Below are 26,601 nucleotides of genomic sequence, written 5' to 3' on the forward strand. Positions count from 1 at the left end.
AAACTGATAGTTGCCTAGACTCAGTAATTTGATACGCTCGCCGCATGACGATCCCGACGGATGCCGGTTGGCCACGAGACCACGAGCTCGTCGTGCTGCTCGACCCCAGCGGTCGCCCGATCGGCTCGGCACCGAAGGCGACCGTGCACACCGACGCCACACCCCTCCACCTGGCGTTCTCGTGCCACCTGCTCGATGACGACGGGCGGATGCTCGTCACGCGCAGGGCGCTGACGAAGCGCGCGTGGCCGGGGGTCTGGACGAACGCCTGCTGCGGGCATCCTGCTCCGGGCGAGCAGCTCGAGGCAGCCGTGCTGCGGCGCGTGCAGCAGGAGCTGGGCGCCGCGGTCGTCGACCTCGAGCTGGTGCTGCCCGACTTCGCCTACCGGGCGGTGGACGCGAACGGCATCGTCGAGCACGAGCGCTGCCCAGTCTTCATCGGCCGCGTTGCCGGCGAGCTGCAGCCCGACCCGAGCGAGACGATCGAGTGGCAGTGGGTCGAGCCCGAACGTCTGCTCGCCGGCATCCGCGCGACGCCCTGGGCGTTCAGCCCGTGGCTCGTGCTGCAGGCCGAGCGGATGCCGCTGCTGGCGGGTGCCGCGTGACCGCCGTCGACACGCTCACGCTGCTCGCCGAGGTCGAGCGACGCGTAGCCGACCTCGCGGCGCCGAGCGGACCGCATCCGGTGCAGGCCGCGGCGGCGGGCGCGGTGACGGGCGGCAAGCTGCTGCGCCCGCGCCTGGTGCTGCTCGCCGCCGGCGCGGACGCCGATCGCGATGCCTTGGTCACGGCGGCGGCGGCGATCGAGCTGCTGCACGCGGCGCTGCTCGTGCACGACGACGTGATCGACGGCGACGACGAGCGGCGCGGCGCACCCTCCGTCGCCCATCGCGCGACCGCGACGGCCGCGGCCGCAGGACTGAGCCCGGCGGCCGCGGGCCGACTGGGGATGACCACCGCGATCGTCGCGGGCGACGCGCTGCTGGTGCGCGCGCTTGCCGCGCTGGCGCAGATCGAGGCCCCCGCCGGGGTGCGCGCCCGGCTCGTCGGCATCGTGGAGCGCGCGATGGTGCACGCAGCGGAGGGGGAGCACGACGACGTGCTGCTCGCCGGCACCGCACCCGAGGAGGCGGTCATCACCCGCATCCTGGAAGGCAAGACCGCCGATTACTCCTTCCGGGCACCGCTCGAGATCGGGGCGCTGCTGGGCGGCCGTGACGAGTCGGCGATCGCTGCGCTCGGCACCATCGGCCTCCGGCTGGGCGTCGTCTACCAGCTGCGCGACGACGTGCTGGGGGTCTTCGGCGACGAGGCCGAGACCGGCAAGAGCGCGCTGAGCGACATCCGCGCCGGCGCGCCGACGCTGCTCGCGGCGCTCGCGAGCCGCGACGCCCGCTGGCGACCGGTCGCTGGCCACTACGGCGACCCGCTCGCCGACGAGGCCGACGCCGCCCGCGTGCGCCAGGTCATGCGCGGCACCGGCGCGCTGGCCGCGGTCGAGCAGCGCATCGCCGACGGCGCCGCCGCGGTGCGCGAGCTGATCGCCGCCGCACCGATCGAGCAGGCGGCGTGCGATGACCTGCTCGACATCCTGGGCCGCTGCGCGGAGCGCAGCCGGTGACCGGCCTCGACCTCTACACCGCCACCGCGCGGCGGGCCAGCAGTGCCGTGATCGGGGCCTACTCGAGCTCCTTCGGCATGGCGAGCCGGCTCCTGCCGCCGGCGATGCGTGGCGACATCCACACCGTCTACGCGCTGGTGCGCGTCGCGGACGAGATCGTCGACGGATGCGGCGCGGAATCCGGTCTCGACCAGGCAGGCTGCCGACGCGTGCTCGACGAGCTCGAGCGCGAGGTCGAGCAGGCGCTCGCGACGGGCTTCAGCGCCGACCTGATCGTGCACGCGTTCGCCGAGACCGCGCGCCGCGTGGGCATCACGGGGGATCAGACCGCGCCGTTCTTCGCTGCCATGCGCCGAGATCTCGATCCCGTGGCCTTCGTCGACGAGCGTGAGCTGCGCAGCTATGTCTACGGCTCGGCCGAGGTGGTCGGCATCATGTGCGTGCGCTGCTTCCTGGGCGGCACTCGGCTGCCCGACGCGGAGGCCCGTCGCGTCGCGCGCGGCGCGCGAGCGCTCGGCAGCGCCTTCCAGGTCGTCAACTTCCTGCGCGACATCGGGGCCGACGCCGCCGGTCTCGGTCGCGCCTACCTGCCGGGCATCGACCCGGCCCATCCGACCGACGCCGAGGTGGCGCGCGTGCTCGACCGGCTCGAGGGCGAGCTGCGGATCGCGCGTGGCACCGTCGAGCTGCTGCCCCGCGGTGCGCGCCCGGCCGTCATCGCCGCCCACGACCTCTTCGCCGCGCTCGCCCGACGCATCCGCGCCACCCCCGCTGCCGAGCTGTCGACGCGTCGCATCAGCGTGCCGTCCGCGCAGAAGGTCGCGATCATCGCCCGCGCGACGCTCGCCGCCGGCCTCAGCCGCTCGGCCGGGCAGCGCGCCCGCCCCGCCGTCGCGGAGCCGGTGCGATGAGCCGCATCGTCGTGATCGGCGGTGGCATCGCCGGCATCGCAGCGGCCGGGCTGCTGGCCCGCGACGGCCACGCGGTCACGCTCCTCGAGCAGGGGAAGACCCTCGGCGGTCGCGCCGGTGTCTGGCGCTCGCGCGGCTTCACGTTCGACACCGGTCCCTCCTGGATGCTGATGCGCGAGCCCTACGAGCACGCGTTCCGGATGCTCGGGTCGCGGCTCGAGGACGAGCTCGACCTCGAGCGGCTCGACCCCGCATACCGCGTGCTGTTCGAGGGCGAGCCCGAGCCGCTCGAGGTCTCGGGCGATCTCGAGGCGACGCTGGCGGCGTTCGAGGGCATCGAGCCCGGTGCGGCGGCGCGGCTGCGGGCCCATCTGGGCTCGGCGACCGAGACCGCCGCGCTCGCCACCGGCTCGCTGCTCTCGAACCGCTTCGACTCGCCGGGTGCCTTCGCGGGGCTCGGCCTGGGCGCGCGGTTGCCGCGGCTCGCACGGCTGCTGCTGGAGTCGCTCGAGCACCGCATCGCCCGCTCGTTCCGCGACCGCCGGCTGCGGCAGGTGCTCGGCTACCCGGCGGTCTTCCTCGGCACCGAGCCCAAGGCCGCCCCCTCGATGTACCACCTGATGAGCCACTTCGACATGGTCGAGGGCGTCTGGTATCCGCAGGGCGGCTTCGCCCGGGTGGTGGATGCGCTGGCGCAGCTGGCGGAGCGGGCCGGGGTGGAGGTGTGCACGGGCGCGCGCGTCGAGCGGATCCTGGTCGAGGACGGTGCTGCCCGTGGGGTCGTGCTCGCCGGCGGCGAGCGCATCGACGCCGATCTGGTGGTCTCGGCGGCCGACGGGCACGCCACCGACACCCGCATGCTCGCGCACGTGCCCGGCGTCGCCGCGCGTGCTCGGCGTCGCTGGGCCCGTCGCGTGGCCGGCCCGTCCGCGGTGCTCGTCATGCTGGGCGTGGAGGGTGCGCTGCCGCAGCTCGCGCACCACACGCTGCTGTTCACGCGCGACTGGGAGGACGGCTTCGCGCGCATCTTCGGCCCGCAGGCGGCCGACCCAGCCGACGGCGTCACCGATCCCGCATCGCTCTACGTGAGCCGCGCATCCGCCACCGACCCTTCGGTCGCGCCCGCTGGCCACGAGGCGCTCTTCGTGCTCGTGCCGGTGCCCGCCGACGTGCGGCTCGGGCACGGCGGCGTCGACGGCGCCGGCGACGAGGCCGTGGAGCGGATCGCCGACCGTGCGATCGCGCAGATCGGGGCGTGGGCAGGCATCGAGGGGCTCGCCGAGCGCGTCGTCACCCGCCGCACCATCGGGCCTGCCGACTTCGCGAGCGACTTCGATGCCTGGCGCGGCACGGCCCTCGGGCCGGCGCACACGCTGCGACAGAGCGCCTTCCTGCGCGGCTCCACACGGCATCCGCGCGTGCGCGACCTGCTGCTGGCCGGCTCGACCACCGTGCCGGGCATCGGGGTGCCGATGTGCCTCATCTCTGCCGAGCTGGTCGTCAAGCACGTGCGCGGCGATCGCAGCACCGGGCCGCTGCGGCCGCTGGCCGCCGCGCCCGCACGGGAGGCGTCATGACGCTCGCCTACCTCGGCGCGATCGCCGTCGCCGCGCTCGGCGTCGGGGCGCTGGATGCGCGCTGGCGGCTCGCGCTGTTCCGTGACGCGCGGCGCGCCCTCGCTGCCGTGGCGATCACGGCCGGAGTGATGCTGGCGATCGATCTGGGCGGCATCGCGACCGGCAACTTCCGCCTCGGCGCCTCCCCGTGGATGACCGGCATCGAGGTGCTGCCGCACCTGCCGATCGAGGAGCTCGCCTTCGTGGCCTTCCTCGCCTACGTCTCGCTCGTCGCCTTCGCGGGTGCCGAGCGCATGCTCGCGGCACGGCGGCGGCGCTCGGTGGCCGCCGCGCGGGGCGGTGCCTCGTGAGCTACGCGCTGCTGCTCGCCCTCCCGCTGCTCGCCGCGGCAGTGCTCGCCGTGATCGCCCTGCGGCGCGACCGGCGAGGCTGGGCCGCGCTCGCGGTCGCGGCGGCGGTCGTGCTGGTGCTGACCGTCGTGTTCGACTCGATCATGATCGCCGTCGACCTGTTCCACTACGACGACGCGCTCCTGCTCGGCCCGCGCCTGGGCCTCGCGCCCGTCGAGGATCTCGCCTACGCGCTCATCGCGGTGCTCGTCGTGGTCGCCGCCTGGCGGCTGCTGCCTTCGCGGGCGACGGCAGCAGAGCGCGCTTCGGAGCAACCGGATGCCTGAGGTCGCCGAGCGCCGCGGCCTCGCCGGCCGCCTGCTGCTGGCATCCCGCCCCGTCAGCTGGATCAACACCGCGTTCCCGTTCGCCGCCGCGATGCTGCTCACCACCGGCACGATCGACGCCCGGCTCGTCATCGGCACGCTGTTCTTCCTGGTGCCCTACAACCTCGCGATGTATGGCATCAACGACGTCTTCGACTACGCATCCGACGCCCAGAATCCGCGCAAGGGGGGCGTCGAGGGCGCGCTGCTGCCGCCGGAGACTCACGCGGCGACCCTGCGCTGGGCGGCGCTGCTGGCGCTGCCGTTCGTGGTCGCGCTCGTCGTGCTCGGCGGGCCCGCGTCCTGGGCGGTGCTGGCGGTGAGCCTGTTCGCCGTGGTCGCCTACTCGGCGCCGCGGCTGCGCTGCAAGGAGGTGCCGGTGCTCGACTCGATCACCTCGAGCACCCACTTCGTGAGCCCCGCGGTCTACGGCCTCGTGCTCGCGGGGGCCGAGTGGACGCCGGCGCTCGTCGCGCTGCTGGCCGCGTTCTTCTGCTGGGGCATGGCGAGCCACGCGTTCGGCGCGGTGCAGGATGTCGTGCCCGACCGCGAGGGCGGCATCGCGTCGATCGCGACCGCGCTCGGCGCCAGGGCGACGGTGCGGCTGGCCATCGGCCTGTGGGTGGCGGCGGGGCTGCTGATGCTGCTGACGCCCTGGCCGGCCGCGATCGCGGGGCTGGTGGCCGTGCCCTACGTGCTGCTGGCGGCGCCCTTCTGGCGCATCACCGACGCCGTCAGCGCTGCCGCCAACCACGGCTGGCGCAGGTTTCTCTGGGTGAACTACGCGAGCGGATTCGTCGTCACGATGGTCTGCATCGCCTGGGCGATGGGGGTGCGATGAACGGCAGACGAGTGCTCGTGACCGGCGCGACCGGCTACATCGGCGGCAGGCTCACGCCCAGGCTGGTGGAGGCCGGGCACGAGGTGCGCGCGCTCGCTCGCGACCCCGGCAGGCTGCGCGACGCGTCGTGGGCGGATGCGGTGGATGTGGTGCAGGGCGATCTCGAGGTGGCCGACGACGTGCGCCGCGCGGTCGCGGGCGTCGACGTCGTCTTCCACCTGGTGCACGCGATGGGTGCGGGCGGCGACTTCGCGACCGCAGAGCTCGCGCAGGCGCGCAACGTCGCGGCGGCCGCGAAGGCGGCGGGCGTGCAGCGCATCGTCTACCTCTCTGGCCTGCACCCGCAGGGCGAGCGGCTCTCGAAGCACCTCGCCTCGCGAGTGGCGGTGGGGGATGCCCTGCTCGGCTCCGGCGTGCCGACGATCGTGCTGCAGGCGGGCATCGTGATCGGCTCGGGCTCGGCCTCCTTCGAGATGATCCGCCACCTCACCGAGGTGCTGCCGTACATGCCCGCGCCCCGCTGGGTGCGCAACTTCGTGCAGCCGATCGCGGTGCGCGACGTGCTGCACTACCTGGTCGCGGCGGCAGCGGTGCCCGGCGAGGTGCACGGCGCCTTCGACATCGGCGGGCCGGATGTGCTGCGCTACGGGCAGACGATGAACGGCTACGCGGTCGAGGCGGGCCTGCCGCAGCGGCCGATCGCCCCGCTGCCGGTGCTCACGCCCTGGCTCGCCTCGCAGTGGGTCAACCTCGTCACGCCCGTGCCGCGCGCGATCGCCATGCCGCTGATCGGCTCGCTGCTGCACGACTGCGTCGTCGCCGATCGCCGCATCGACGCGATCATCCCACCTCCGGAGGGCGGGCTGACGGGGTATCGGAAGGCCGTGCGGCTCGCGATCGCCCGTGAGCGCTCGGGCGACATCGAGTCGAGCTGGCGCTCGTCGACGCCCGCCGGCGCCCCCTCGGATCCGCTGCCGAGCGACCCGAGCTGGTCGGGCTCGACGGTGCTGGAGGATGCGCGCGAGCGCACGACCGCCGCTTCGCCCGACGCCCTCTGGCGGGTGGTCGAGGCGGTCGGCGGCGATCGCGGGTGGTACTCCGTGCCGCTGCTGTGGAGCCTGCGCGGCCTCGGTGACCGGCTGGTGGGCGGGGTGGGCCTGCGCCGCGGCCGGCGCGACCCCGACCACCTGCGCGAAGGCGACGTGGTCGACTTCTGGCGCGTGGAGCGCATCGAGCGGGGCCGGATGCTGCGGCTGCGAGCCGAGATGAAGGTGCCGGGCCGCGCCTGGATCGAGTTCGCGGTCGATCCGGCGACCGATGGCGGTGCCTCCTACCGCCAGCGAGCCGTCTTCCTGCCCAGCGGTCTCGCCGGCCGGCTCTACTGGTGGTCGCTCGTCCCGGCGCACCATGTGATCTTCGAGATGATGGCGAGCCGCATCGTCGCCGTCGCCGAGGAGGAGTCGAGATGAGGCTCTGGTCGCTGCACCCCGGGCTGCTCGACCGGCAGGGGCTGACCGCCTGCTGGCGCGAGGCGCTGCTGGCGCAGGCCGTGCTGGCGGGCCGCACGCGCGGCTACACCCGGCACCCGCAGCTCGAGCGCTTCCGCGCGCAGCCCGACCCGCTGGCCGCGATCGGCGCCTACCTCGAGGTCGTCGCCACGGCGGCGGAGGCTCGCGGCTACCGCTTCGACCGCGGCCGGATCGAGCGCACGCGCCTCGACGGCTCCGAGCCCGTGCGCCGCATCCCCGTCTCCGATGGGCAGCTGGCGCTCGAGCTCGAGCACCTTCGGGCGAAGCTGGCCGTGCGGAGCCCGAGTGCGCGCCTGCCGCGCGACCCCGAGCCGCATCCGCTCTTCATCGTCGCGCCGGGACCGGTCGCAGACTGGGAGCGCCACACACCGACCGCCGAGACAGAGAGCGAGCATCACCATGCACCCTGACCGTCCCTTGCCGACGTCGACCGCCGAACGCATCCGACCATGGGCCGTGCTGATCGCGCTGCCGGCGACGCTCGCGATGGCGGCGCTCGGCTCTGGGGCCTTCGGCGGGCAGGAGGTGCAGGCTTCGTCGAGCGGCGCGCTCTCGGCCGACGCCACACCGCTCGCGCCCGCATCCACCGCCTTCTCGATCTGGAGCCTCATCTACCTGGGGCTCGCCGCCTACGCCATCTGGCAGGTGCTGCCGAAGCAGCGCCGCGACCCCCGGCAGCAGCGCGTCGGCTGGCTGGCGGTGGCGTCGCTGGTGCTGAACGCCGCCTGGATCCTCTGCGCGCAGGCCGGCCTGCTGCCGCTCACGGTGGTCGTGATCGTGCTGCTGCTGGCGGTGCTCGCGGCGATCTTCGAGCTGCTGCAGCGCTCGAGGGCAGACTCGCTGCTCGAGACGGCACTGGTCGACGGCACCTTCGGGCTGTATCTCGGCTGGGTCTCCGTCGCGACGGTCGCGAACATCGCTGCCTGGCTGGCGGATGCGGGGCTGCGCCCTGCCGCGTTCGAGCTGCCGGCGGTCGTCGTGCTGGCTGTGGTGGCAGCGGTCGGGGTCGCGATCGCCATCCGAAGCCGAGGCTCGATCGCGCCGTCACTCGCGATGCTCTGGGGTCTGAGCTGGATCGGCGTCGGCCGCCTGCTCGACCAGCCGCAGTCGCTCGCGGTCGCCGTCGCCGCAGCGGCTGCGTGCGTCGTCATCGGCGCGGCGACGGTGATCGCGCGGCTGCGCCGGGTCCGAGCGTCGCGCTAGCTGTCGGCGCCCTCGTGCTCCAGGACCGGGAGATCCGCGAGTGCACTGAGGAACCTCGTCGCCGCCTGGCGCTCCTCGTGCGACATCGATGCCGCGATCGCGAAACGACGCGTGTGGTCGCTCCCCACGGTCGCGCTCGCCGTGGCGCGCGTGGTGTCGGTCACGACGATGGAGAGCGCGCGCCGGTCGGTGGGGTGGGCCTCGCGCCGGATGTGCCCGCCGTGCTCGAGCCGGTCGAGCAGCTTCGTGACCGACGGTCCTGAGATGCCCAGGTGCGCGGCGATCATCGTGGAGGTCACGACGGTGCCCTCGCGCGCGACAGACATGAGGTAGCGGATCGCGCGCATGTCGTTCTCGCCAAGCTTCATGTAGCGCCTGCTGGCCTCGCTGTGCGCTTGCGACGTGCGGTGCCAGCGGCGCAGCGCGGCGAAGAGATCGATGATCTCCTCGACGTCCGCCTCGCTCACGCCCAGCTGGCGCACGAGGTCGGCGGATGACGCCATTCGCCTCGGGTCGAGCATCGCCCGTCCGTCGGCGTCGTCGGCAGGTCGAGTCACGAGCCGATCCTAGCGGCGAAACTCATAGTTGCCCTGGCTAAGCAACTGGCGATCAGGCACGCGCCTCATAGTGCTCGGCCCAGGTGGCGAGGATGCGCTCCAGGGCCGCGCGGTCGCGCTCGGAGAGCGGAGCCAGGATGCCGCGCTCGTTCTCCAGGTGCGCGGGCATCGCCTCATCGATCAGCGTGCGCCCCGCATCCGTCAGCCGCACGACGCGGCCGCGACCGTCGTGCTCATCGGGCTCGCGGGCGACGAGCCCCTTGGCCTCGAGCGAGTCGAGCCGCTTCGACACGGCGCTCTTCGTGACCATGGTCACGCCGGCGATCGCCGAGGGCGCGAGCGCGTGCGGGGCGCCGATGCGCCGCAGCGTCGCGAGGATGTCGAACTCGCCCTCGCTCAGCCCGAAGCGGCGGTAGAGCGCCACGAGATCCTCGGTGACGAACTGCGAGACGCGGCTGAGCCGGCCGATGATGCCGACGGGGGATGCGTCGAGGTCGGGCCGCTCGGCGGCCCACTGCTCGAGCATGGTCGAGACGGCGTCGCGATGCATGGTTGCAGTGTAGTTGAGAGAGAAACTATTGTAGTTTCCGTGGAAACGAAACCGGGCGTCGGCACGCTGCGCTGGATCCTGCTCGGTGCGCTCGCCCCCATCTCATGGGGCTCCGTCTACTTCGTGACGCTGCACTGGATCCCGGCGGGCGAGCCGCTCACGGCCGCGGCGCTGCGCGCGCTGCCGGCCGGCCTGCTGCTGCTCCTGCTGCGCCGCCGCCTGCCGCAGGGCGTGTGGTGGTGGCGCTCGGTCGTGCTGGGGGTGCTCAACTGCGGCGCGTTCTTCGTGCTCGTCTACCTCGCTGCGAAGCTGCTGCCCACCTCGATCGCGGCGATGCTCATGAGTCTGTCGCCGATCGCGATGATGCTCATCGCCTGGGGCGTGCTCGCCGAGCGGCCGACGGTGCGCCGGCTGCTGGGTGCCGTGATGGGGCTCGTGGGAGTCGTGCTGCTGATGGCCGTGTCGTTCGGCGCGATCGACGGCTGGGGCGTCGTCGCCTCGGTGACCGCGATGGCGATGTATGCGCTCGGCTCGGTGCTCGGCAAGCGCTGGAGCGGCGAGGTCGACTCGGTCGCCTCGTCGTCCTGGCAGCTGACGGTCGGCGGCGTGCTGCTGCTGCCGTTCGCGCTCGCGATCGAGGGCGTGCCGACCGAGCTGTCGGCCACCGCGGTGCTGGGCTACGCCTACCTCTCGCTGATCGCGACGGCGCTCGCCTTCGTCTGCTGGTTCGGTGCGCTGCGGCATCTGACTGCCGGCCAGGTCGGGCTGCTCGGACTGCTGAACCCGGTGACCGGCGTGCTGCTCGGCGTGCTGCTGGGCGGCGAGCTGCTCACCGGTTGGCAGTGGCTCGGCGTCGCGGTGGTGCTCGCCGGCGTCACGAGCGGCCAGACGGCGTCCCGTGGCCGGGCGACGCCCGCTACTGCTCGCCCGGCCGCGACGGCGCCGGCACCTGCGAGCTCGGGCGGCCGGACTGGGTGAAGCGAGTGGGCCTGAAGTCGTCGAGCAGCGGGGTCAGGGATCGAGCAGTGAGCTCTGCCGCGATCGTCTCCGACAGCAACGGCGCCAGCGTGATGCCGCTGTGCGTGACCACTGCCCAGATCCGCCCGTCCGGGGTGCCGTCCAGCGGCCCGGCGACGGTCTGCCCGTCGGCTGGGATGACCCGATGTCCGATGCGCACGGCCTCGATGGCGATGTCGTCGCGGTGCAGCAGACGGCGGATGCGATCCGCATACTGATCCTCGAGCTCCGCATCCACCACCGCCTCGGGTCCCGCGTGCCGGTCGAGATCGAGGCACTGTGCGATCAGCGCGTCGGGGCCGTCGGGCCGAAGGTTCAGATCGTCCGTCGAGAGGACGCCGTCGAGGCCATGGCGCGGAGCGCTGGCGGAGGCGAGCAAGCCCCACGCGGCCCCACCAGCGTGCTGCGGAACGAGCGGCAGCGCGAAGCCGGCTGACTCCGCAAGTGCGGCGCTGCCGTTGCCTGCCGCGATCACCACGCGGTCGGCTGCGATCCGGCGCCCGGATCGCAGCATCGCCCCGTCGTGGTCGACCGCGGTGGCCTCGTCCGCCACGAACGTGCACGCTCCGGATGCGCGCAGGTCCTGGATCAGGGCTTCGCGGATCGCCAGAGGGGCGCAGTGCCCCTCGCTCGGGAAGTGGCCGGCGATCGCGTCCTGCGCCGGTTCGATAGCCAGGTCGGCGATGGCTCCGTGCGTCGGAACGATCGATGCCGGATACCCCAGCGCCTGCAGCTGCGCGACTCGGGCGCGGAGCGCGCGCACGTTGTCCGGATCCGCGACGACGACGGTGTGGCCGCCCCAGGCCACGTGCTCGGGATGGCGGGGGCCGAGGCGATCGCGCCACACCTGAAGGCCTGCACGATTCAGCGCCTGGTAGGCATCGGGACGCTTGCGGTGGCTGTTCAACCAGCCGAACGAGACGGCGGAGGCCTCGGGCATCCCTCCGACGTCGCCGACCAGCGTCACCCTGCTGCCGGAGCGCACCAGCGCGTCTGCCAGCGAGACGCCGACGAACCCGGCGCCGACGACGACGACGTGCAGGCCGCCGCTCCGCTGCACCTCGCTCACCGCGAGAACTCGCTGCGGTACGCCTGTGCTCGGGCCCGTGCCTCCATGGCGCGCTCCGGATTCCGGCGCGCGATCTCTGCCACCAGAGCATCGATCAGCGCCATCGTGCTCGCAGCCTCGGTGGCGGCGCTGGCATGGGTCGGCGGCAGCCGCAGCACCTGTGCGCCCTGCGAGCGGAGCTCGGCCGCGACGGGTCCTTGCGTGATGATGAAGACCCGCGTGGTCAGGCGCAGCGCCGCCGTCGTGAAGCGCTCGACGTCTGGGAACATCGCGCGGGGAGCGACGACGAGCACGACGTCGTCGGCGCCGGCGCGGAAGAGCGCATCTGCGTTGGCATGCCCGCCCCCGGTCACGGCTCGCGACTGCAGGCCGACGCGGGCGAACTCGAGATCTGCGTAGCCGGCCATGAACGATGCGGTGCCGAGCCCGTACACCGTGATCCGGGGCGCATCGCTGCAAGCCTCGACGGCACGCGCCGCCACATCCCAGTCGAGACTGCTGTGCACGCCGAGCGTCAGCCCCGCCGCGGCGCGCAGCACCGCGGTCATGGCGCCTTCCGCGATCGGCGTCGACGCCTCGGCATCGGCATCGGATGCCGCCTCCAGTCGGCTGCGGAGCACGAGCTGCAGATCGGCGGGATCCTGCAGCATGCGAGCGCAGAACGCCTTCATCTCCTTGATGTTCTGGAAGCCCAGCTTCTGTGCGGTTCGCGCGACGGTCGCCTCGCTCGTGCCCGTCTGCCGGGCGATCTCCGTGCCGCTCGTGGTCGCGAAGCGCACCGGGCCTTCGACCGCGAAGAGTGCGACGGCCTGTTCCAGTCGGGTCAGGCTCGGCGTTGCGTTGGGCCACATGAGGACATCCTCTCGCTGAAGGAATACTTTCACAGTTGACGCTGTATGGAAGAAAGCCTACGATACGGAAGTCCCCCATTCGAGTCTGGAGCAGCACGTGATCTGTGAGTTCGTCATCGTCGGCGGCGGTGTCCACGGTCTCGCGACGGCCTACCAGCTCGCGAGGCGCGGCGCGCAGTCGGTCGCGGTGCTGGAGGCGAAGTCGGTCGCCAGCGGCGCCTCCGGCGGATTCGGGGAGCGCGGCGTGCGGGCCAATCGACGCGACCTGCGCGAGCTGCCCCTCATGGCAGAGGCGAACACCATCTGGCCGACACTCCACGAAGAGCTCGGCGCCCCCACCGGCTACCGACGCACGGGCGGCGCCTACCTGATCGACGGTGCGGCGCAGACCGGATTCAAGGGCATCGAGGCCGCCGAGGTGTACGCCCGCGCGCATCGTGCGCTGGGTGTCGACGTCGAGGTCTGGGATCGGGAGCGGGTGCGACGGGAGTACCCGGGCGTCTCGGATGCTGTGCACGGTGCCTCGGTCGTGGCCTCGGACGGCGTCGCATCGCACGAGGCGACCACACAGGCATACGCACAGGCCGCCCGACGGCTGGGCGTCCAGGTGCTCGAGGACACATCCGTCGCGTCGCTCGAGACGGATGCGTCCGGCCGGGTGACCGCGGTGGTCACGGACCGGGACGATCGCATCGCCGTCACGCGAGAGGTGCTGCTGGCCAACAACACCGGCGTGCGCGACCTGGTGCTGCGCACGACAGGGCGAGACCTGCCGCTCTGGGCGTTCTACCCGCAGGCGATGCGGCTGAGCTCATCGGCCGTCCCCGTCATCCCGATGCTGACCGGGCACGAGTCTCGCCCGCTCTCCGTGAAGGTGCTCGGCGAGGAGCTCATGCTCAGCGGCGGCTGGCGCGGCCGCGTCACACCGGCCGGCGGGCAGCCCGACGAGGATCGGGTGCGCGGGAACATCGCGGTGCTGCAGTCCGTGTTCCCGTACCTGACCGACCTCGAGGTGCTGGGCGTCGACGTCTCGCGTGCCGAGAGCGCCTCCGTCGATCAGATCCCCGTCATCGGTCGATGCGCCCCCAACCTCTCGGTCGCCGCCGGCTGGTCAGGCCATGGATGGGCGATCGCTCCAGCCGTCTCGCGCCACCTCGCCGAGACGCTGCTGCATGGCTCGACATCGCCCATGCTCGCTCCCTTCAACCCCGACCGATTCCACTGATCTCGTCCTGACCAAGGAGGCAAAGATGCCCGACCTCGTCGCCATCGACTCAGGCATGCTGGGTTCGCTGCTCATCGCAGTCAGCCTGCTCGGCGTGCTGCTGCTGCTCGGAGTGCTGCTGCGTGCGCTCATCCCGCCGCTGCGCCGCTTCTTCATCCCCGCGGCGCTCATCGGCGGCGTCATCGGGCTGCTGCTCGGCCCGCACGCCTTCGGCATCGTGCCCGACAGCCTCAACACGACCTGGTCGGGCCTGGCCGGCATCCTCATCACCATCGTGTTCGCGCCCATGCTGCTGGGCGAGAATCTGCCGAAGGCACGAGAGGCGATCAAGGAGGCCGCGCCTCACGTCTTCTACTCCTACTTCAGCAGCTTCGCGGTGGTCGCAGTGCCGGCCCTGCTCACGTTCCTGATCTTCACGCCGGTGTTCGGCACGAATCCGCTGTTCTCGACGATCTTCGAGGTCTCGTGGCCCGGTGGGCACGGCACAGCGGCGGGCATGGAGGAGGCGTACACCGCGCTGGGGTGGGCTGCGGGGTCATCGCTCGGACTCGGATCTGCGACTGCCGGTCTCGTCTTCGGAATCGTGGCCGGCATGGTGATGATCAACATCGCCGTCCGGCGCGGGCTGCTGCTCAACGCCTCGGGTGACGGCGGCACGCTGTCGACCGACATCCTGCCCGTGACGCAGGCGCGGGTCGAGTCGCAGGGGCGCCTCAACCGCGCGTCGCTCGACAACCTCGCCTTCCACTTCGCGCTGATCGCCGCGGCAGTCCTCATCGGCACGGGATTGAAGTTCCTCGTCGACATGGTGATCACCGGTGTGCCGCTGTTCCCGCTCGCGATGATCGGCGGGCTCCTCGTGCACCTGGTCATCAAGCGGACCCCGGCGTATCAGCTGGTCGACAAGGCCACGTTGAACGCCATCACCGGCATCGCGCTCGACTTCCTGGTCGTGGCGGCCGTCGCGTCGCTCTCGCTGCCGGTCCTGCTCGACAACTGGCAGGCGCTGCTCATCTCCCTGGTCGTCGTCGCGATCATGAGCGTCGGCATCTTCTCTTTCATCGGCCCGCGCATCTTCGCGAAGGACTGGGTGGAGAACAGCATCGTCAACTTCGGCGCCATGACCGGCGTCGTCTCTGTCGGGCTCGTGCTGCTGCGGGCGGCCGACCCCAACTTCAAGACCAACGCGTTCCGCGGCTTCGCGCTTCGCGCCCCCTTCGCGAGCCCGTTCGTGGGCGGAGGCCTGATCACGGCGCTGTTCCCCGTCGCCGTGGCGAACTGGGGCAATCTCTGGGTCGGCATCGGCTGCGCAGTGCTCTGCGTGCTGCTGGTCCTGCTGGCGAAGGTCACCGGCATCTGGAAGTCACCAGGCAGGCGCCTGGCAGAGCGAGAGGTGCAGTCCGCAGTCCGCTGAGGCATGGGTGAGGCGGATGAGGCAAGGCCGCCTCGCGCGCTGGGCTAGCGGTGCTCGAACCGCCAGGGCAGCGAGCCCACGTGCAGGCGGTGGCGCGGGCCCTCCTCGGTGTCGGGGGCGTCGTCGTAGCCTTCGTCGCCCGCCCAGATCGCGAGGCCGCGGGCTTGATCCTGCTTGGTCTCGTACTCGCGCAGCTCGTGCCCGCGGATGGCGTTCAGGGCGGTCTCGACGGTCGGGTAGGCCATCAGGGTGTCGAGCGTCACCCACGTGGGTGGGAACAGCCGCAGGTCTCCTGCGCCGTGGCGCTTCAGCGCATCCGCCGGCCTGATCCACGCGTGGGCGTCGACCTCTGCTGGCTGCGGCACGATCTCGCCATCCGGCGCCTCTGCCACGAAGAACCAGGTGAGGAACTTCGTGTCGAGCTGCGCGGGCGGCGACCAGTGGGAGAGCGGCACGAGCGCGTCGGGGGAGACGATGAGGCCCGTCTCCTCGGCGGTCTCGCGCACGGCCGCGTTGCGGGCGGTGGCCTCGGCGTCGTCGGCGACCGTGTCGACGGTCTCGACCTTGCCGCCGGGGAAGACCCAGCCGCCGGCGAACGCGCCGCGGTCGGGCCGCTGCAGCAGCAGCACCTCGATGGCGCCGGTGCCGTCGCGCAGCAGCACGAGGGTCGCGGCGGTGCGAATGTCGTTCACGCCGTCACGCTATCGCCGAGTCGCCCTCATCCCGCGTCGCCTCGCGCGCCATGCCGGTGATCTCGGCGTCTGCGCGGGTTCCGGGCCGCTCGTCGTCCGAGGCGTAGACATCGGCCTTCTGGGCTGGCACGGCGAGCACCTCGAGCGGTGCGTTGCCGTCGAGCGAGGGCTCGAGGCCCTGCAGGCTCGAGAAGCGCCTGGCCTGTGTCACGACGTTGCGGTCGAGGGATGCGTTGAAGGCGTTGTACGCCTCGACCGTCTTGTTGAGGCGGCTGCCGAGGGTCGTCAGGTGCGTGCCCATGGTGCCGAGCCGCTTGTGCAGCTCGCGGCCCACCTCGAAGACCTGCATGGCCTCACCGGCGAGCTGCTCCTGCCGCCAGGTGTAGCCGACGGTGCGCAGCAGCGCGACGAGGGTCGCGGGCGTCGCGAGCACGACGTTTCGCTCGAAGGCGCGCTCGAAGAGGGTCGGGTCGCGCTCGAGCGCCGCGTTGAGGAAGGGCTCGGCCGGCACGAACATGACGACGAACTCGGGGCTGCCGGGCACCGCCTCCCAGTAGGACTTCGAGGCCAGCTGGTCGATGTGATCGCGCATGTGCCGCGCGTGCGCGTCGAGCCGCTTGTCGCGCGTCGCGTCGTCGCGCGCCTCCATCGCCTCGAGGTAGCCGTTGAACGCGACCTTCGCATCGACGATCACCTGCTTCGAGCCCGGCAGGTGCACGAGCATGTCGGGGCGCAGGGCGCCGTCGTCGGTGGCGTGGTGCGCCTGCTCGGTGAAGTCGACGTGCTCGAGCATGCCGGCCGTCTCGACCACCCGGCGCAGCTGCAGCTCGCCCCAGCGGCCGCGCACCTGCGGGGCGCGCAGCGCGTTGACGAGCTGCCGCGTCTCGAGCGAGAGCTGCTCGGAGGAGGAGCGCATCGCCTGCAGCTGCTCGGCGAGCGCCGCGTTGGCCTCCGCTCGCGCCTTCTCTGCGGCGGACACCTCGCCGCGCACCGAGTCGAGCGACTTCGACAGCGGCTCGACCAGCTGCTTGACGGCGGCCTCGCGCTTGGCGAGCTCCGCCGCGCCCTCGGTGGTCGAGCGGCGCAGGCGCTCCTCGGCCTGCTCGAGGAAGACGGCCGAATTGCGCTCCAGCGCCGCGCTCGAGAGCTTCGAGAACTCGTCGGCCCTGCGCTGCGCGTCGGCCTGCAGCTCGGCGATCGCCTCGCGGCCGCGCTCGCGCTCGTCGGCGACGCGTCGCTGCGCGTCGTCACGCACCTCTTCGAGCTGGGCCGCGTGCCGGCGCTCGGCGATGTCGCGCTCCCGCTCGCGCTCAGCTTCGACGGACTCGAGGCGGCCGCGCGTGGCGTCGAGCTCGCCGCCCGCGCGAGCGCTGCCGACGCGCATGCCGAGCCACGCCCCGAGCGCACCGGCGAGCAGCACGGCCAGCAGGGCGACGACGGCGATCAGCGGGTCCATGTGCCTATGGCACCACGCACCACCCACGGGCGGGTGCAGCACACGCGCACCATCGGATGCCCAGCGGCAGTCGGTGCGGCGGCGTAGGGTCGGGGCATGGTCGAGATCGAGCGCATCCTGGCGCCCAACCCGGGTCTCATGACCCTCGACGGCACGAACACCTACGTGATCGGTGGCCAGGTCGTGGTCGATCCGGGCCCTGCGGATCCCGAGCACATCGAGCGGCTGGTGGCGCTGCGGCCCCGCCTCATCCTCGTCACGCACCACCACGCCGACCACACCGAGGCGGCCGCTGAGCTCGCACGCTCGGTCGGAGCAGAGCTGCGCGGCCTCGACCCCGACGAGTGCCTCGGCGGCGAGCCGCTCGTCGACGGCGAGTGGATCCCCGTGGGCGACGTCGAGCTGCAGATCCTCGCCACGCCCGGTCACACATCCGACTCGATCTGCATCGTCGTGCCCGGTCGGGCGGTGCTCACCGGCGACACCGTCCTGGGCCGCGGCTCGACCGTGATCACGCACCCCGGCGGCTCGGTGGGCGCGTTCCTCGCGAGCCTCGACAAGCTCGAGGCGCTCGGCGACCTCGAGGTGCTTCCCGGTCACGGCGACTCGCGGGCCTCGATCGCGGAGGCCGCGCGCGACTACCGGGCGCACCGCAAGGAGCGGCTCGACGAGGTGCGCGCTGCGCTGCGCTCGATCGGGGTCGATGCGGCCGACGCCGACGTGGCCGAGGTCACCGACCGTGTCTACCCGGATGTCGACGAGCAGATCCGCTTCGCCGCCGAGGCGTCGATGGCAGCGCAGCTGGCCTATCTGGCCTCCGCCGGCTGACGCGACGACTGCCGACTGACGAAGCCCGGGGCCCGGCTCAGCCGCTCTTGCGGCGGTGCACGCGCTTCTGCACGGCGGGGCTGCTGTCCGCCCCCTGCACGCCGTTGCGCGCGGCCATGCCCTGGCCGTGGTGGCCCAGCTTCTTCTTGTCGAGCGCCTCGCGGAACTTGCGTCGCTGCGCGTCCTCGGGCGTCTCGCTGCCTTCAGGGGTGTCCGGAGGGGTCTCGACCTCTTCCGGCTCGGCATCGTGACTGGTCATGCGACCACCTTGCCGTCTTGTGGCACGGATGTCGACTCCGACCCGCCCGCCGCAGCAGATGCATCCGCACGAACGGTCGGATGGGTCGAGGCCCGGCCGCAGATCAGGGACCGGGAGTGGCGTGGGCAGAGCGGAAGCGCTCGAGTGCGCGCACCCGTGATCGGGCCTGCGTGACCTCGTCGCCGACGATCTGGATGGCCGGAGCCAGGGTCACCAGCAGCAGGCAGACGGCCAGCGGTGCGCCCGCCGCGGCGAGCGCGACCGCGATGGCGATCGCGCCGAGCGAACCCAGCAGCGTCAGCACCTCGAAGCGCGACTTGGCCCAGCCGACCAGGCCGACGCCCAGCACGCCGACCGCCAGCAGGTAGAGCGCGATCGGCACCGCGACCGCGACCACCGCCCGCAGCACGGAGACGTGCTCGGGATCCTCCACGGCGTAGGCCGCGACGTGCAGGCCGGCGCCGACGGCTGCGATCGCGCCGAAGACGGGGATGTGGCCGTAGCCCCAGGGGAACGCCTTCCGGTCGCGCTCGTGGTGCAGCACCTCGCCGCTGGGCAGCATGAAGTACATCCACCACATGCCGAAGGCGAGCCCGACGCCCGAGAACGCGATGACGAGCAGATCGACGCTGAGGCCCTGCACCTCGAACAGCGCCTGGATCGAGAAGACGGTGCCGACGACGGTCTCGCCGATCGCGAGTCAGCAGGCCGTAGCGCTCCGCGATGTGGTGCGCGTGCCAGGGCGTCTGCCGCGTCCTCTCGCCGATCACCGGCCCCGCGAGCTCGATCACGAACGCGATCGCGCCCGTGCACAGCGCCCAGACCAGCGACTGCTGCAGCACGATCATCGCGATCCAGACCACCTGTGCGAAGGCGAGGAAGGTGGCGTACATGCGCGCGGTGCGGCGATGCTCGGGCGCCTGCGCGGCCACGCGCAGCCACTGGGCGATCTGCGCGACGCGCATGATGACGTAGCCCGCGACGATGATGCTGTTGTCGAGATGCGGTTCGGCGCCGGCTTCGTGCAGGGTGGGGTCGATGGAGTGGAACAGCGGCACGATGCCGAGCGCGAAGACCACGACGCCGACCATCTGCACAAAGGTCACCAGCCGGTAGGCCCAGTCGTCGGTGTCGAACGCCGAGGCGAACCACGAGAAGTTGATCCACGCCCAGCAGATGCCGAAGAGCACGAACGCATAGCCGGCCAGGCCTACCCAGGTGTGACCCTCGGCGATGAAATGGGCGAGCTGGCTGCTTGCGAGGCTGAATGCCACGACGAACGCGAGGTCGAACAGCAGCTCGAGCGTGGAGGCGCTGCGGCCGCGCTCATGCGGCTCGCGACCCCGCATGCGTGTGAGCCGCTGGTGGAGGACGCGAGGCGTGGACATGGCGACCATTCTGCGCCTCGCGGGCATCGCCGAGGGGCGTGGGTCGTCGCGCGCTGCACCGTGTCGCGCGTCGAGCCGTGGCGTGAGCCGAGCAGGCGGCTCAGTGGCTTCGCAGCAGCGCCGCCCGAGCCGAGGGACGGGACTCGTGGGGAGCGTTGGCGGCGAGCGTGCGCACGAGCGTGGTCAGCCAGACGAAGATGATGCCGACGGCGCTCGCCTCGAGGCCCGCGAGCCCGACGAGGCCGAAGGGCCGCCAGAGCAGCAGCGCGACACCCAGCGCCACGACGGCACCGATGGTCGTCAGCAGCATCGCCCGCGGCGGGCCGGGCATCACGAGCGTGACCACCAGCGCCGTGATCGCGAACAGGGCCAGCGTGCCGTAGGCGGCGAGGTTGTGCAGCAGCCGCGCATCCTCCACCGGGAACAGCCCGACGCCCGCCAGCGTGAGCCCGGTGAGCGCGAAGAGCACGACGACGGTGCCGATGCTGCGCAGCCGCGCGTCGCCCAGCCAGCGGTGCAGATCGCGGCCGATGTAGGAGCCGATGGTCGCCACCAGCAGCCCCGCGACGATCACGGTGCCGTTGAAGGCCCACGCGCCGTCGCCAGCGCCCAGCTCTGAGAAGTGCCGCTCCCACCACCGCGGGTCGGCCGCCGTGATCATCGCGAACAGGGTGCCGATCGTGAGATAGCTGAACAGCAGCGTCGCGAGATCCTGCGTGCGCAGCTCGACGCCGGCCTGGAAGGCGAGCCAGCCGCCCCCGGCGCTCGCGATGCCGGTGAGCAGGGCGCCGCCGATCGCCGGCGCCTCGAGTCCCTGGAGCCCGAGCGCGAGGATCTCGCCGCCGGTGAGCACCGCCACGGCGGCGACCGCGGCGAAGGCGAGCGTGAGGGCGACCGTCGAGACGTGGGAGACGGCTCGCTGCCACGGCGGCATCGGCGCGGTCTCGCGGCGGCGGTGCAGCAGCGTGCTGAGCACGAAGGCCGTGGCGGTCACGAGGGCGGCGATGCCGGCGGCGGGCTCGGTGACCGTCGGCCGGCCGAGGTCTCCGGCGATCGGTCGAGCGTCGCCGGCCAGGGCGACCAGGCCGAAGGCGAGGCCGGCACCGAAGCAGGCCCAGGCCGCGAGGGTCGCACGCGACTCGCGGCGAGCCTGCGCCTGCCGCGACCGGTCCTGCTCGACTGCCTTCACGCATCCGATCGAACCATGCGTCGATGACGGCGACGCCCAGGCTGGGCAGCGTTCGCGGCCGATAGCCTCGCCCCATGCGCTCTCCGGTCTCCGACTATCTCGAAGAGGTGCGCGGCTCGTGCATGGACGGCGGCGACGAGGGGCAGCTCGCGAGCTACATCCCCGAGCTCGCCGCGGTCGACCCCGACCGCTTCGCCATCGCCCTGTGCACCGTCGACGGCACCGTCTACGCGGTGGGCGATGTCGAGCAGCGCTTCACCATCCAGTCGATGTCGAAGCCCTTCGCCTATGCGCTCGCGCTCGCCGATCGCGGGCTCGCGGGCGTGCTGGAGCACGTGGGCGTCGAGCCATCGGGGGATGCGTTCAACGAGATCTCGATGGAGGACGACGGGCGCCCGCGGAACCCGATGGTCAACATCGGCGCGATCACCACGCACGCGCTCGTCGGCCCGCCGGAGGCGACGGCCGAGCAGAGCACGGCGCGCGTGATCCAGGGGCTCTCGGCCTTCGCCGGCAGGCAGCTGGAGGTCGACGAGCAGGTCTTCGCCTCCGAGCGCGAGACCGCCGACCGCAACATGGCGCTCGCCTACCTGGTGCGCGCGCAGGGCAAGCTCGAGGACGACCCGCGCGACGCCGTCGACGGCTACACGCGGCAGTGCTCGCTGCAGGTCGACGTGCGCGATCTCGCGGTGATGGCGATGACGCTCGCCTCGAGCGGCCGCAACCCCGTGACGGGCGAGCAGGTCGTGCCCGCGTGGGTCTGTCGGCAGGTGCTGAGCGTGATGGCGACCTGCGGCATGTACGACGCAGCCGGCGACTGGATGAGCAACGTCGGCATCCCCGCGAAGAGCGGCGTCTCGGGCGGGGTGCTCGGTGCGCTGCCCGGTCAGGTGGGCATCGGCGTCTTCTCGCCAAGGCTCGACGAGTTCGGCAACAGCGTGCGCGCGGTGCGCGCCTGCGAGCGGCTCTCGAACGACATGGGACTGCACCTGATGCAGGCGCCCGAGATCGCCTCGACCGTGCTGCACGGGGTGGTCGAGCCCGACGACGACGGCGATCAGCTGCGCGAGGTCCGGCTGCAGGGCACGATGCACTTCGCGGCTGCCGAGGTCGCGCTGCGCCAGCTCGAGCAGGTGCCCGAGGACGCCGCCCCGGTCGTGCTCGACCTCACGCGCGTGAGCTCTGCGAACGACGTCGGCAGACGGATGCTGCGGGAGGGCGTTCGGCGGCTGCAGCTCGACGGTCACCAGGTGCGGGTGGACGACCCGAACGGCGTGCTCGACGACTGACCACGCTCGCGTCGTCTATTGACTATCGATAGATAGTGCGCGAGCATCGATGCATGCTCCGCTCTCGTCTGACCGTGCTCCTGCTCCGCGCCTTGCTCGTGATCGCCGCGCTCTGGCTCGGCGTGCTGCTCGTGCTGTCGCTGCCCGGCAGCCTCTCCGACGAGGCACCGGCCTTCCGCGTGCCCGCACAGATCGTGCTCTCGCTCGTCATCCTCTGCGTGCTCGTGGTGATCGCCTGCATCTGGCGGCTGCTGACGCTGATCGGCCGCGACCGCATCTTCAGCGACGCCTCCCGCCGCTGGGTCGACGCGATCGTGTGGGCGCTCGCGATCGGCTGGGGGCTGCTCGCCGCGGGTGCGCTCGTGGTGACGGCGGTGATCTTCCTCACGCCGGCGCTGCGCGACCCCGGCATCCCGATGGCGCTGTTCGGCCTCGTCGTGCTGGCCTCGCTGCCGGTGCTGCTGATGGTGGTGATGCGCGGCCTGCTGCGGCAGGCGTCGGGCTACCGCGCAGAGCTCGAGGAGGTCATCTGATGGCGATCGTCGTGCGCATCGATGTCGAGCTCGCCAAGCGCAAGCTGAGCGTCGGCGAGTTCGCCGAGCGGGTCGGCCTGACGCCGGCGAACGTGGCGGTGCTGAAGAACGGCCGCGCGAAGGCGGTGCGCTTCACGACGCTCGATGCCATGTGCCGCGTGCTCGGCTGCCAGCCCGGCGACCTCCTCGAGTGGGTGGCAGATGACGAGGCGGATGCCTAGACCCGGCTGATGCGCGGAGGCTCCGCATCGAGCGGAGCCTCCGCGCGCTCGCACGCCGTCGGCGAGCCTCACGCCTGCGTGTTCGCCTCCGCGGCCCTCGCCTCGGCGGCCTTCGCCTCGGCGGCGACGGCTGCGAGGTGGGCGTCGCGCTTCGCGCCGGGCACCCATCCGCGATCGACGACACGCTTCTGGAAGATCGACGCGGCAACCACCAGCACCACCGCGATGAGGATGCAGACCACCACGCCGGGGCCGGTGCCGCCGAGCAGGCCGACGCCGATCAGCGTGCCGAACCATCCGAAGTCTGCGTCGCCGAACGTCGTGTTCGCGAAGCCGAACTCGCCGAGCACGAGCAGCAGCAGCGCCGGCAGGATCGTGATGATCACACCGTTCACGAAGCCGCCGACCGCGGCCCCGATCCGGCCGCCCGTGGCATTGCCGAAGACGCCGGCACCGCCACCCGTGAAGAAGTGCGGCACCATGCCGGGCAGGATCAGTGCGAGGCCGAAGGCAGGGTTGAGCCAGATGGCGATGAGCCCCAGCGCGATGAGGCCGCCTGCGAACGAGGAGAGGAACCCGATCAGCACGGCATTGGCTGCATACGGGAAGACGATCGGGATGTCGAGCGCGGGCTTCGCCCCCGGGACGACCTTCTCGGCGATTCCCTGGAAGGCCGGCACGAGCTCGCCCAGCACGGTGCGGACGCCGTAGAGGATCACCGCGACGCCGACTCCGAACTGCAGCGCCTGCATGAGCCCCGCCATGACGGCAGAGCCTGCATCGGCGCTGCCGAAGATCGCGATCGTCTCCTCGGGGATGGCGATGAGGCCCCAGATCACGAAGACCTCATAGATGAGCACCATCGACAGCGCGGTGGCGACGGTCGAGTCGCGCAGGAACTTCAGCCCCTGCGGGAAGCGGATCTCCTCGGTCGAGCGGCTCCTCCGCCCGGTGACCTGGCCGGCAGCACCGGCGGCGATGTAGCCGAGCGTGCCGAAGTGCCCGATCGCGATCGAGTCGTCACCGGTGATCTTCTTCATCCAGGGATGCGCGAAGGCCGGCATCACCACCATGATCACGCCCAGCAGCAGCGCGCCCACCAGCACGACGAGCCAGCTGAGCTCCTCGCCGAAGCCGACCGTCAGCACCACCGAGAGCAGCAGCGCCATGAACACCATGTGGTGACCGGTGAGGAAGATGTAGCGCAGCGGCGTGAAGCGCGCGAGCGCGAGCATCACGAGGAAGCCGAGCACGAGCACGTATGCGCTGGTGGCGCCGTACTGCTCGGAGGCGATCGCGGTGATGACCTCGTTCGTGGGGATGACGCCCTGCGCACCGGTGACGGCGAGGATGAGATCCCCGAGCGGCGTCAGGGAGGCGACCACGACGCCGGCGCCGGCGCCCAGGATCAGGAAGCCGAGGGCAGCCTTGAGGCCGCCGCCGATGACCTGGCCCGCTGAGCGGCCGAGTGCGATCAGGCCGACCGCGGTGATGATGCCGATGAGATAGGCGGGCACGTTGAGGATCTGCTGCCCGATGAAGTCGAGGATGTCGACGAACCACTCCATTGTGGTGCTCCTTCGCTGAGGTGGGGACGGAAGGCGATCAGCCGAGCTGCGCCGTGAGCTTGTCGGTGATCTCTTGGACGTCGGTGAAGTTGTTGATGACGATGACTGCGGCCGGCACGTCGCCGATCTCGCTCGCCAGGTCGTCAGAGGTGAGCACGACGTCGGCGGTGCGCGCCATGCCGCGGGCGACACCGATGTCGGCTGCCTCCACGTCGCCGTCGACGCCCATCGCGCGCAGCGCCTTCTCCGCGTTCATCTTCAGCAGCACCGAGGTTCCGATGCCCATGCCACAGACGGCGACGATCTTCATGAGAGTCCTCTCGTTGGTTCAAGCAAGGGAATGCTGCGCGAGCAGCTCGCGCACGGTGGCCGGGGAGTCCGCGGCGAGCAGCTCGGCGAGCACGGCGTCGTCGGCGAGCACGGCCGCGAGCGCGGACATGATCTCGATGTGTCCGTCGTGGTCGACGGCGGCCAGCCCGACCACCAGTCGCACCGGATCGTTGACCGCGTGCCCGAAGGGCACGGGCTCGGCGAGCGAGAGCCAGCTGATGCCGGTCCGCAGCACGGCCGCCGACGGTCGGGAGTGGGCGAGCGCGAAGCCGGGTGCGATGACGATGTAGGGGCCGTGCTCGTCGATGGCTGCGAGCATCTGCTCGGTGTAGTCGTCGGTCGTCACGCCGGTGGCGACGAGGCGGTCGCCCGCCAGCCGCACCGCAGCACGCCAGTCCTCGGCATGCGCGAGCGTGCCGATCGCTGCCTCCGGCAGTGCGTCTGCGAGGTTCACCCGACTCCTTCGTCGCCATGCGTGTCCGACTGGCTGGGAGCCTAGTGCAGATCCGCCGACTTTTGCACATCTGTGTGCGAAAGCCGCGCGCGGCGCTCGGCGCGCCGCAGCCTCAGGATCGGCCGATGGGTGTGCGGGTCAGCGCGCTGATGCGCTCCGGATCGAACAGCGCATCCTGCACCAGCAGGGATGCGCCCCGGACGCCGGCGCGCATGCCGAGGCGGGCGCGCTCGACCACGAGGCCCTGCCGGGCGAAGGCGTGGCTGGCGCGGAACACCGCCTGGCGGATGGCCGCGATGAATCGGTCGCCTGCCTCCGCCAGGTTGCCGCCGACCACGACCGCCGTGGGGTTGATGAGGCCGACGACATCCGCGATCGCGAAGCCGATCACCTCGCCGACGGCCTCGACCGCCGCGATCGCCTCCGCATCCCCTCGCTCGACCAGCCGCACGATGTCGGCGCTCGTGCGCACCCGCACGCCGTCACGATCCTGCCCGTCGCGCGCGAGCGACTCCCGCACCGTGCCGCCGGAGGCGACGGTCTCGAGCCGTCGCAGCGGCTCGCTCAGACCGGTGCGCAGCGGCGCGCTCAGCTGGCCGGCGCCGCCCCTGCCTCCCCGATAGACGCGGCCGTCGAGCACCAGCGCGCAGCCGACGCCGATGCCGGCCTTCACGACGACGAGGTCGCGATGCTCCGGCCACGCGAGGCGCGATTCGCCGATGGCGAGGATGTTCGCGTCGCGATCCACGGACACGACGATGTCCGCAGGCAGGACGCCGAGGTGGTCGCGCACCCGGACGTCGTCCCACCGGGGGTCGAGCTGGGGGCTGCCGAGCGTGCCGCTCGACGCGTCGACGGGCCCTGGCACCCCGATGCCGATCCCGCGGACGTCCTCGAACGAGCGGTCGACGCTGCGCAGCAGATGCTCGAACACCTGCATCGCCCAGCTGAAGATGTCGTCAGGGCCGTCGAACAGCCCGATGTCCGCCTCGTCCTCGCACAGCACCGTGCTGATGAGGTCGGTGACGCCCACACGGGTATGGCTGCTCCCGATGTCCATCGCGAGCAGCAGCCCGGCGTCCTTGGCGAGCGCGAACGAGCTCGCCGGCCGGCCGCCGCTGCTGTCCACCTGGCCTGCGCGGAGGATCAGGCCCGCCTCCAGCAGCTCGTCGAGCCGCTTCGCGAGCGTGACGCGCGACCAGCCGAGATGCTCGATCAGGCCGCTCCTCGTGGTCGCAGCACCGGATCGGATCAGATCGAGCACGACGCCGGAGCCCGTCTGCGGGATGCGCTGCTGCACGAGCTCGGTCATCG

At 71.9% G+C, this 26,601-nt stretch carries 30 protein-coding genes and 1 pseudogene; 17 read left to right on the forward strand and 14 right to left on the reverse strand.

The window, feature by feature from the left end:
- The first annotated feature begins 44 nt into the window (after positions 1 to 44).
- From idi to MKD51_RS02060, 10 genes are read left to right on the forward strand one after another with little or no spacing between them, the layout of a single operon-like run.
- Positions 45 to 605: an isopentenyl-diphosphate Delta-isomerase gene (gene idi / locus MKD51_RS02015; protein ID WP_240237551.1), complete on the forward strand. Its 561-nt coding sequence runs from the start codon at positions 45 to 47 to the stop codon at positions 603 to 605.
- On the forward strand, positions 602 to 1,621 hold the full coding sequence (locus MKD51_RS02020; protein ID WP_240237553.1) for a polyprenyl synthetase family protein: 1,020 nt from the start codon (positions 602 to 604) through the stop codon (positions 1,619 to 1,621). The genes idi and MKD51_RS02020 overlap by 4 nt, the downstream gene beginning before the upstream one ends.
- Positions 1,618 to 2,532 (forward strand): squalene/phytoene synthase family protein, encoded by a 915-nt coding sequence (locus tag MKD51_RS02025; RefSeq protein ID WP_240237555.1) that lies wholly within the window; start codon positions 1,618 to 1,620, stop codon positions 2,530 to 2,532. The genes MKD51_RS02020 and MKD51_RS02025 overlap by 4 nt, the downstream gene beginning before the upstream one ends.
- On the forward strand, positions 2,529 to 4,109 hold the full coding sequence (gene crtI, locus MKD51_RS02030) for a phytoene desaturase family protein (RefSeq protein WP_240237557.1): 1,581 nt from the start codon (positions 2,529 to 2,531) through the stop codon (positions 4,107 to 4,109). Before MKD51_RS02025 ends, crtI begins: the two co-directional genes overlap by 4 nt.
- The gene (locus MKD51_RS02035; RefSeq protein ID WP_240237559.1) at positions 4,106 to 4,459 is read left to right on the forward strand and encodes a lycopene cyclase domain-containing protein; all 354 of its coding nucleotides are present in this window, start codon (positions 4,106 to 4,108) and stop codon (positions 4,457 to 4,459) included. The genes crtI and MKD51_RS02035 overlap by 4 nt, the downstream gene beginning before the upstream one ends.
- Positions 4,456 to 4,785, forward strand: a complete 330-nt coding sequence (locus MKD51_RS02040) for a lycopene cyclase domain-containing protein (protein ID WP_240237561.1) — start codon at positions 4,456 to 4,458, stop codon at positions 4,783 to 4,785. The genes MKD51_RS02035 and MKD51_RS02040 overlap by 4 nt, the downstream gene beginning before the upstream one ends.
- Positions 4,778 to 5,665, forward strand: coding sequence for a prenyltransferase (locus tag MKD51_RS02045; RefSeq protein ID WP_240237563.1), 888 nt, complete (start codon positions 4,778 to 4,780; stop codon positions 5,663 to 5,665). The genes MKD51_RS02040 and MKD51_RS02045 overlap by 8 nt, the downstream gene beginning before the upstream one ends.
- Positions 5,662 to 7,134: an SDR family oxidoreductase gene (locus MKD51_RS02050; protein WP_240237565.1), complete on the forward strand. Its 1,473-nt coding sequence runs from the start codon at positions 5,662 to 5,664 to the stop codon at positions 7,132 to 7,134. The genes MKD51_RS02045 and MKD51_RS02050 overlap by 4 nt, the downstream gene beginning before the upstream one ends.
- Complete coding sequence (locus MKD51_RS02055; protein WP_240237567.1) at positions 7,131 to 7,604, forward strand: pyrimidine dimer DNA glycosylase/endonuclease V; 474 nt, start codon at positions 7,131 to 7,133, stop codon at positions 7,602 to 7,604. The genes MKD51_RS02050 and MKD51_RS02055 overlap by 4 nt, the downstream gene beginning before the upstream one ends.
- Positions 7,594 to 8,397 (forward strand): tryptophan-rich sensory protein, encoded by an 804-nt coding sequence (locus tag MKD51_RS02060; protein WP_240237569.1) that lies wholly within the window; start codon positions 7,594 to 7,596, stop codon positions 8,395 to 8,397. The genes MKD51_RS02055 and MKD51_RS02060 overlap by 11 nt, the downstream gene beginning before the upstream one ends.
- Here MKD51_RS02060 and MKD51_RS16275 read toward each other — a convergent pair.
- Together MKD51_RS16275 and MKD51_RS02075 are read right to left on the reverse strand one after the other, a co-directional pair.
- The gene (locus MKD51_RS16275) at positions 8,394 to 8,954 is read right to left on the reverse strand and encodes a MarR family transcriptional regulator (RefSeq protein ID WP_346986682.1); all 561 of its coding nucleotides are present in this window, start codon (positions 8,952 to 8,954) and stop codon (positions 8,394 to 8,396) included. The genes MKD51_RS02060 and MKD51_RS16275 overlap by 4 nt on opposite strands.
- A 52-nt stretch (positions 8,955 to 9,006) precedes the next feature.
- Positions 9,007 to 9,504, reverse strand: coding sequence for a MarR family transcriptional regulator (locus MKD51_RS02075; protein WP_240237571.1), 498 nt, complete (start codon positions 9,502 to 9,504; stop codon positions 9,007 to 9,009).
- A 39-nt stretch (positions 9,505 to 9,543) separates the two neighbouring features.
- Between MKD51_RS02075 and MKD51_RS02080 the strand changes: the two genes are divergently transcribed.
- On the forward strand, positions 9,544 to 10,482 hold the full coding sequence (locus MKD51_RS02080) for an EamA family transporter (RefSeq protein WP_240237573.1): 939 nt from the start codon (positions 9,544 to 9,546) through the stop codon (positions 10,480 to 10,482).
- Here MKD51_RS02080 and MKD51_RS02085 read toward each other — a convergent pair.
- Both MKD51_RS02085 and MKD51_RS02090 read right to left on the reverse strand, forming a co-directional pair.
- On the reverse strand, positions 10,421 to 11,590 hold the full coding sequence (locus MKD51_RS02085; RefSeq protein ID WP_240237575.1) for an FAD-dependent oxidoreductase: 1,170 nt from the start codon (positions 11,588 to 11,590) through the stop codon (positions 10,421 to 10,423). The genes MKD51_RS02080 and MKD51_RS02085 overlap by 62 nt on opposite strands.
- Positions 11,587 to 12,441 (reverse strand): hypothetical protein, encoded by an 855-nt coding sequence (locus tag MKD51_RS02090; RefSeq protein ID WP_240237577.1) that lies wholly within the window; start codon positions 12,439 to 12,441, stop codon positions 11,587 to 11,589. Before MKD51_RS02090 ends, MKD51_RS02085 begins: the two co-directional genes overlap by 4 nt.
- A 97-nt stretch (positions 12,442 to 12,538) precedes the next feature.
- On the opposite strand from MKD51_RS02090, the gene MKD51_RS02095 reads away from it, so the two are divergent.
- Positions 12,539 to 13,666 carry an FAD-binding oxidoreductase gene (locus tag MKD51_RS02095; RefSeq protein WP_240237579.1) on the forward strand — a complete coding sequence of 376 codons (1,128 nt, stop codon included), beginning with the start codon at positions 12,539 to 12,541 and terminating at the stop codon, positions 13,664 to 13,666.
- Between the two features lie 25 nt (positions 13,667 to 13,691).
- The gene (locus MKD51_RS02100) at positions 13,692 to 15,080 is read left to right on the forward strand and encodes a hypothetical protein (RefSeq protein WP_240237581.1); all 1,389 of its coding nucleotides are present in this window, start codon (positions 13,692 to 13,694) and stop codon (positions 15,078 to 15,080) included.
- Between the two features lie 44 nt (positions 15,081 to 15,124).
- Here the strand turns inward: MKD51_RS02100 and MKD51_RS02105 are convergent, their stop codons facing one another.
- Positions 15,125 to 15,772, reverse strand: coding sequence for an NUDIX domain-containing protein (locus MKD51_RS02105; protein ID WP_240237583.1), 648 nt, complete (start codon positions 15,770 to 15,772; stop codon positions 15,125 to 15,127).
- A 4-nt stretch (positions 15,773 to 15,776) separates the two neighbouring features.
- On the reverse strand, positions 15,777 to 17,228 hold the full coding sequence (gene rmuC, locus MKD51_RS02110; protein ID WP_240237585.1) for a DNA recombination protein RmuC: 1,452 nt from the start codon (positions 17,226 to 17,228) through the stop codon (positions 15,777 to 15,779).
- Between the two features lie 96 nt (positions 17,229 to 17,324).
- Here rmuC and MKD51_RS02115 point away from each other — a divergent pair, with 96 nt between their 5' ends.
- Positions 17,325 to 18,056, forward strand: a complete 732-nt coding sequence (locus MKD51_RS02115) for an MBL fold metallo-hydrolase (RefSeq protein ID WP_240237587.1) — start codon at positions 17,325 to 17,327, stop codon at positions 18,054 to 18,056.
- Positions 18,057 to 18,093: 37 nt separating this feature from the next.
- On the opposite strand, the gene MKD51_RS02120 is transcribed toward MKD51_RS02115, so the two are convergent.
- The 4 genes and pseudogenes from MKD51_RS02120 to MKD51_RS15995 all read right to left on the reverse strand — a co-directional run bounded on the left by MKD51_RS02120 (position 18,094) and on the right by MKD51_RS15995 (position 20,892).
- Positions 18,094 to 18,315, reverse strand: a complete 222-nt coding sequence (locus MKD51_RS02120; RefSeq protein WP_240237589.1) for a DUF5302 domain-containing protein — start codon at positions 18,313 to 18,315, stop codon at positions 18,094 to 18,096.
- A 103-nt stretch (positions 18,316 to 18,418) separates the two neighbouring features.
- Positions 18,419 to 18,958, reverse strand: coding sequence for a low temperature requirement protein A (locus tag MKD51_RS16160; RefSeq protein WP_346986683.1), 540 nt, complete (start codon positions 18,956 to 18,958; stop codon positions 18,419 to 18,421).
- 115 nt (positions 18,959 to 19,073) lie between these two features.
- Positions 19,074 to 19,730: pseudogene (locus tag MKD51_RS16165) on the reverse strand (low temperature requirement protein A); the annotation flags it as partial.
- A gap of 73 nt (positions 19,731 to 19,803) precedes the next feature.
- Positions 19,804 to 20,892 (reverse strand): DUF998 domain-containing protein, encoded by a 1,089-nt coding sequence (locus tag MKD51_RS15995; RefSeq protein WP_240237591.1) that lies wholly within the window; start codon positions 20,890 to 20,892, stop codon positions 19,804 to 19,806.
- A 74-nt stretch (positions 20,893 to 20,966) separates the two neighbouring features.
- On the opposite strand from MKD51_RS15995, the gene MKD51_RS02135 reads away from it, so the two are divergent.
- The 3 genes from MKD51_RS02135 to MKD51_RS02145 are packed head-to-tail and all read left to right on the forward strand — an operon-like array spanning position 20,967 to position 22,935.
- Positions 20,967 to 22,181 carry a glutaminase gene (locus MKD51_RS02135; protein WP_240237593.1) on the forward strand — a complete coding sequence of 405 codons (1,215 nt, stop codon included), beginning with the start codon at positions 20,967 to 20,969 and terminating at the stop codon, positions 22,179 to 22,181.
- A 53-nt stretch (positions 22,182 to 22,234) separates the two neighbouring features.
- Positions 22,235 to 22,714 (forward strand): DUF2975 domain-containing protein, encoded by a 480-nt coding sequence (locus tag MKD51_RS02140; RefSeq protein WP_240237595.1) that lies wholly within the window; start codon positions 22,235 to 22,237, stop codon positions 22,712 to 22,714.
- A complete protein-coding gene (locus tag MKD51_RS02145) occupies positions 22,714 to 22,935 on the forward strand; it encodes a helix-turn-helix transcriptional regulator (protein ID WP_240237597.1) in 222 nt (73 codons plus the stop codon). The genes MKD51_RS02140 and MKD51_RS02145 overlap by 1 nt, the downstream gene beginning before the upstream one ends.
- Before the next feature lie 68 nt (positions 22,936 to 23,003).
- Here the strand turns inward: MKD51_RS02145 and MKD51_RS02150 are convergent, their stop codons facing one another.
- The 4 genes from MKD51_RS02150 to MKD51_RS02165 form a co-directional block, all read right to left on the reverse strand.
- On the reverse strand, positions 23,004 to 24,503 hold the full coding sequence (locus MKD51_RS02150) for a PTS ascorbate transporter subunit IIC (RefSeq protein WP_240237599.1): 1,500 nt from the start codon (positions 24,501 to 24,503) through the stop codon (positions 23,004 to 23,006).
- A gap of 37 nt (positions 24,504 to 24,540) precedes the next feature.
- Positions 24,541 to 24,813 carry a PTS sugar transporter subunit IIB gene (locus tag MKD51_RS02155; protein WP_240237601.1) on the reverse strand — a complete coding sequence of 91 codons (273 nt, stop codon included), beginning with the start codon at positions 24,811 to 24,813 and terminating at the stop codon, positions 24,541 to 24,543.
- Positions 24,814 to 24,831: 18 nt separating this feature from the next.
- Positions 24,832 to 25,287, reverse strand: a complete 456-nt coding sequence (locus MKD51_RS02160; protein ID WP_240237603.1) for a PTS sugar transporter subunit IIA — start codon at positions 25,285 to 25,287, stop codon at positions 24,832 to 24,834.
- A gap of 112 nt (positions 25,288 to 25,399) precedes the next feature.
- The gene (locus MKD51_RS02165) at positions 25,400 to 26,599 is read right to left on the reverse strand and encodes an ROK family protein (RefSeq protein WP_240237605.1); all 1,200 of its coding nucleotides are present in this window, start codon (positions 26,597 to 26,599) and stop codon (positions 25,400 to 25,402) included.
- Between the last annotated feature and the right edge of the window lie 2 nt (positions 26,600 to 26,601).

Origin of the sequence: Agrococcus sp. ARC_14, assembly GCF_022436485.1 — a bacterium.
In the GTDB taxonomy this organism is placed as follows: Bacteria; Actinomycetota; Actinomycetes; order Actinomycetales; family Microbacteriaceae; genus Agrococcus.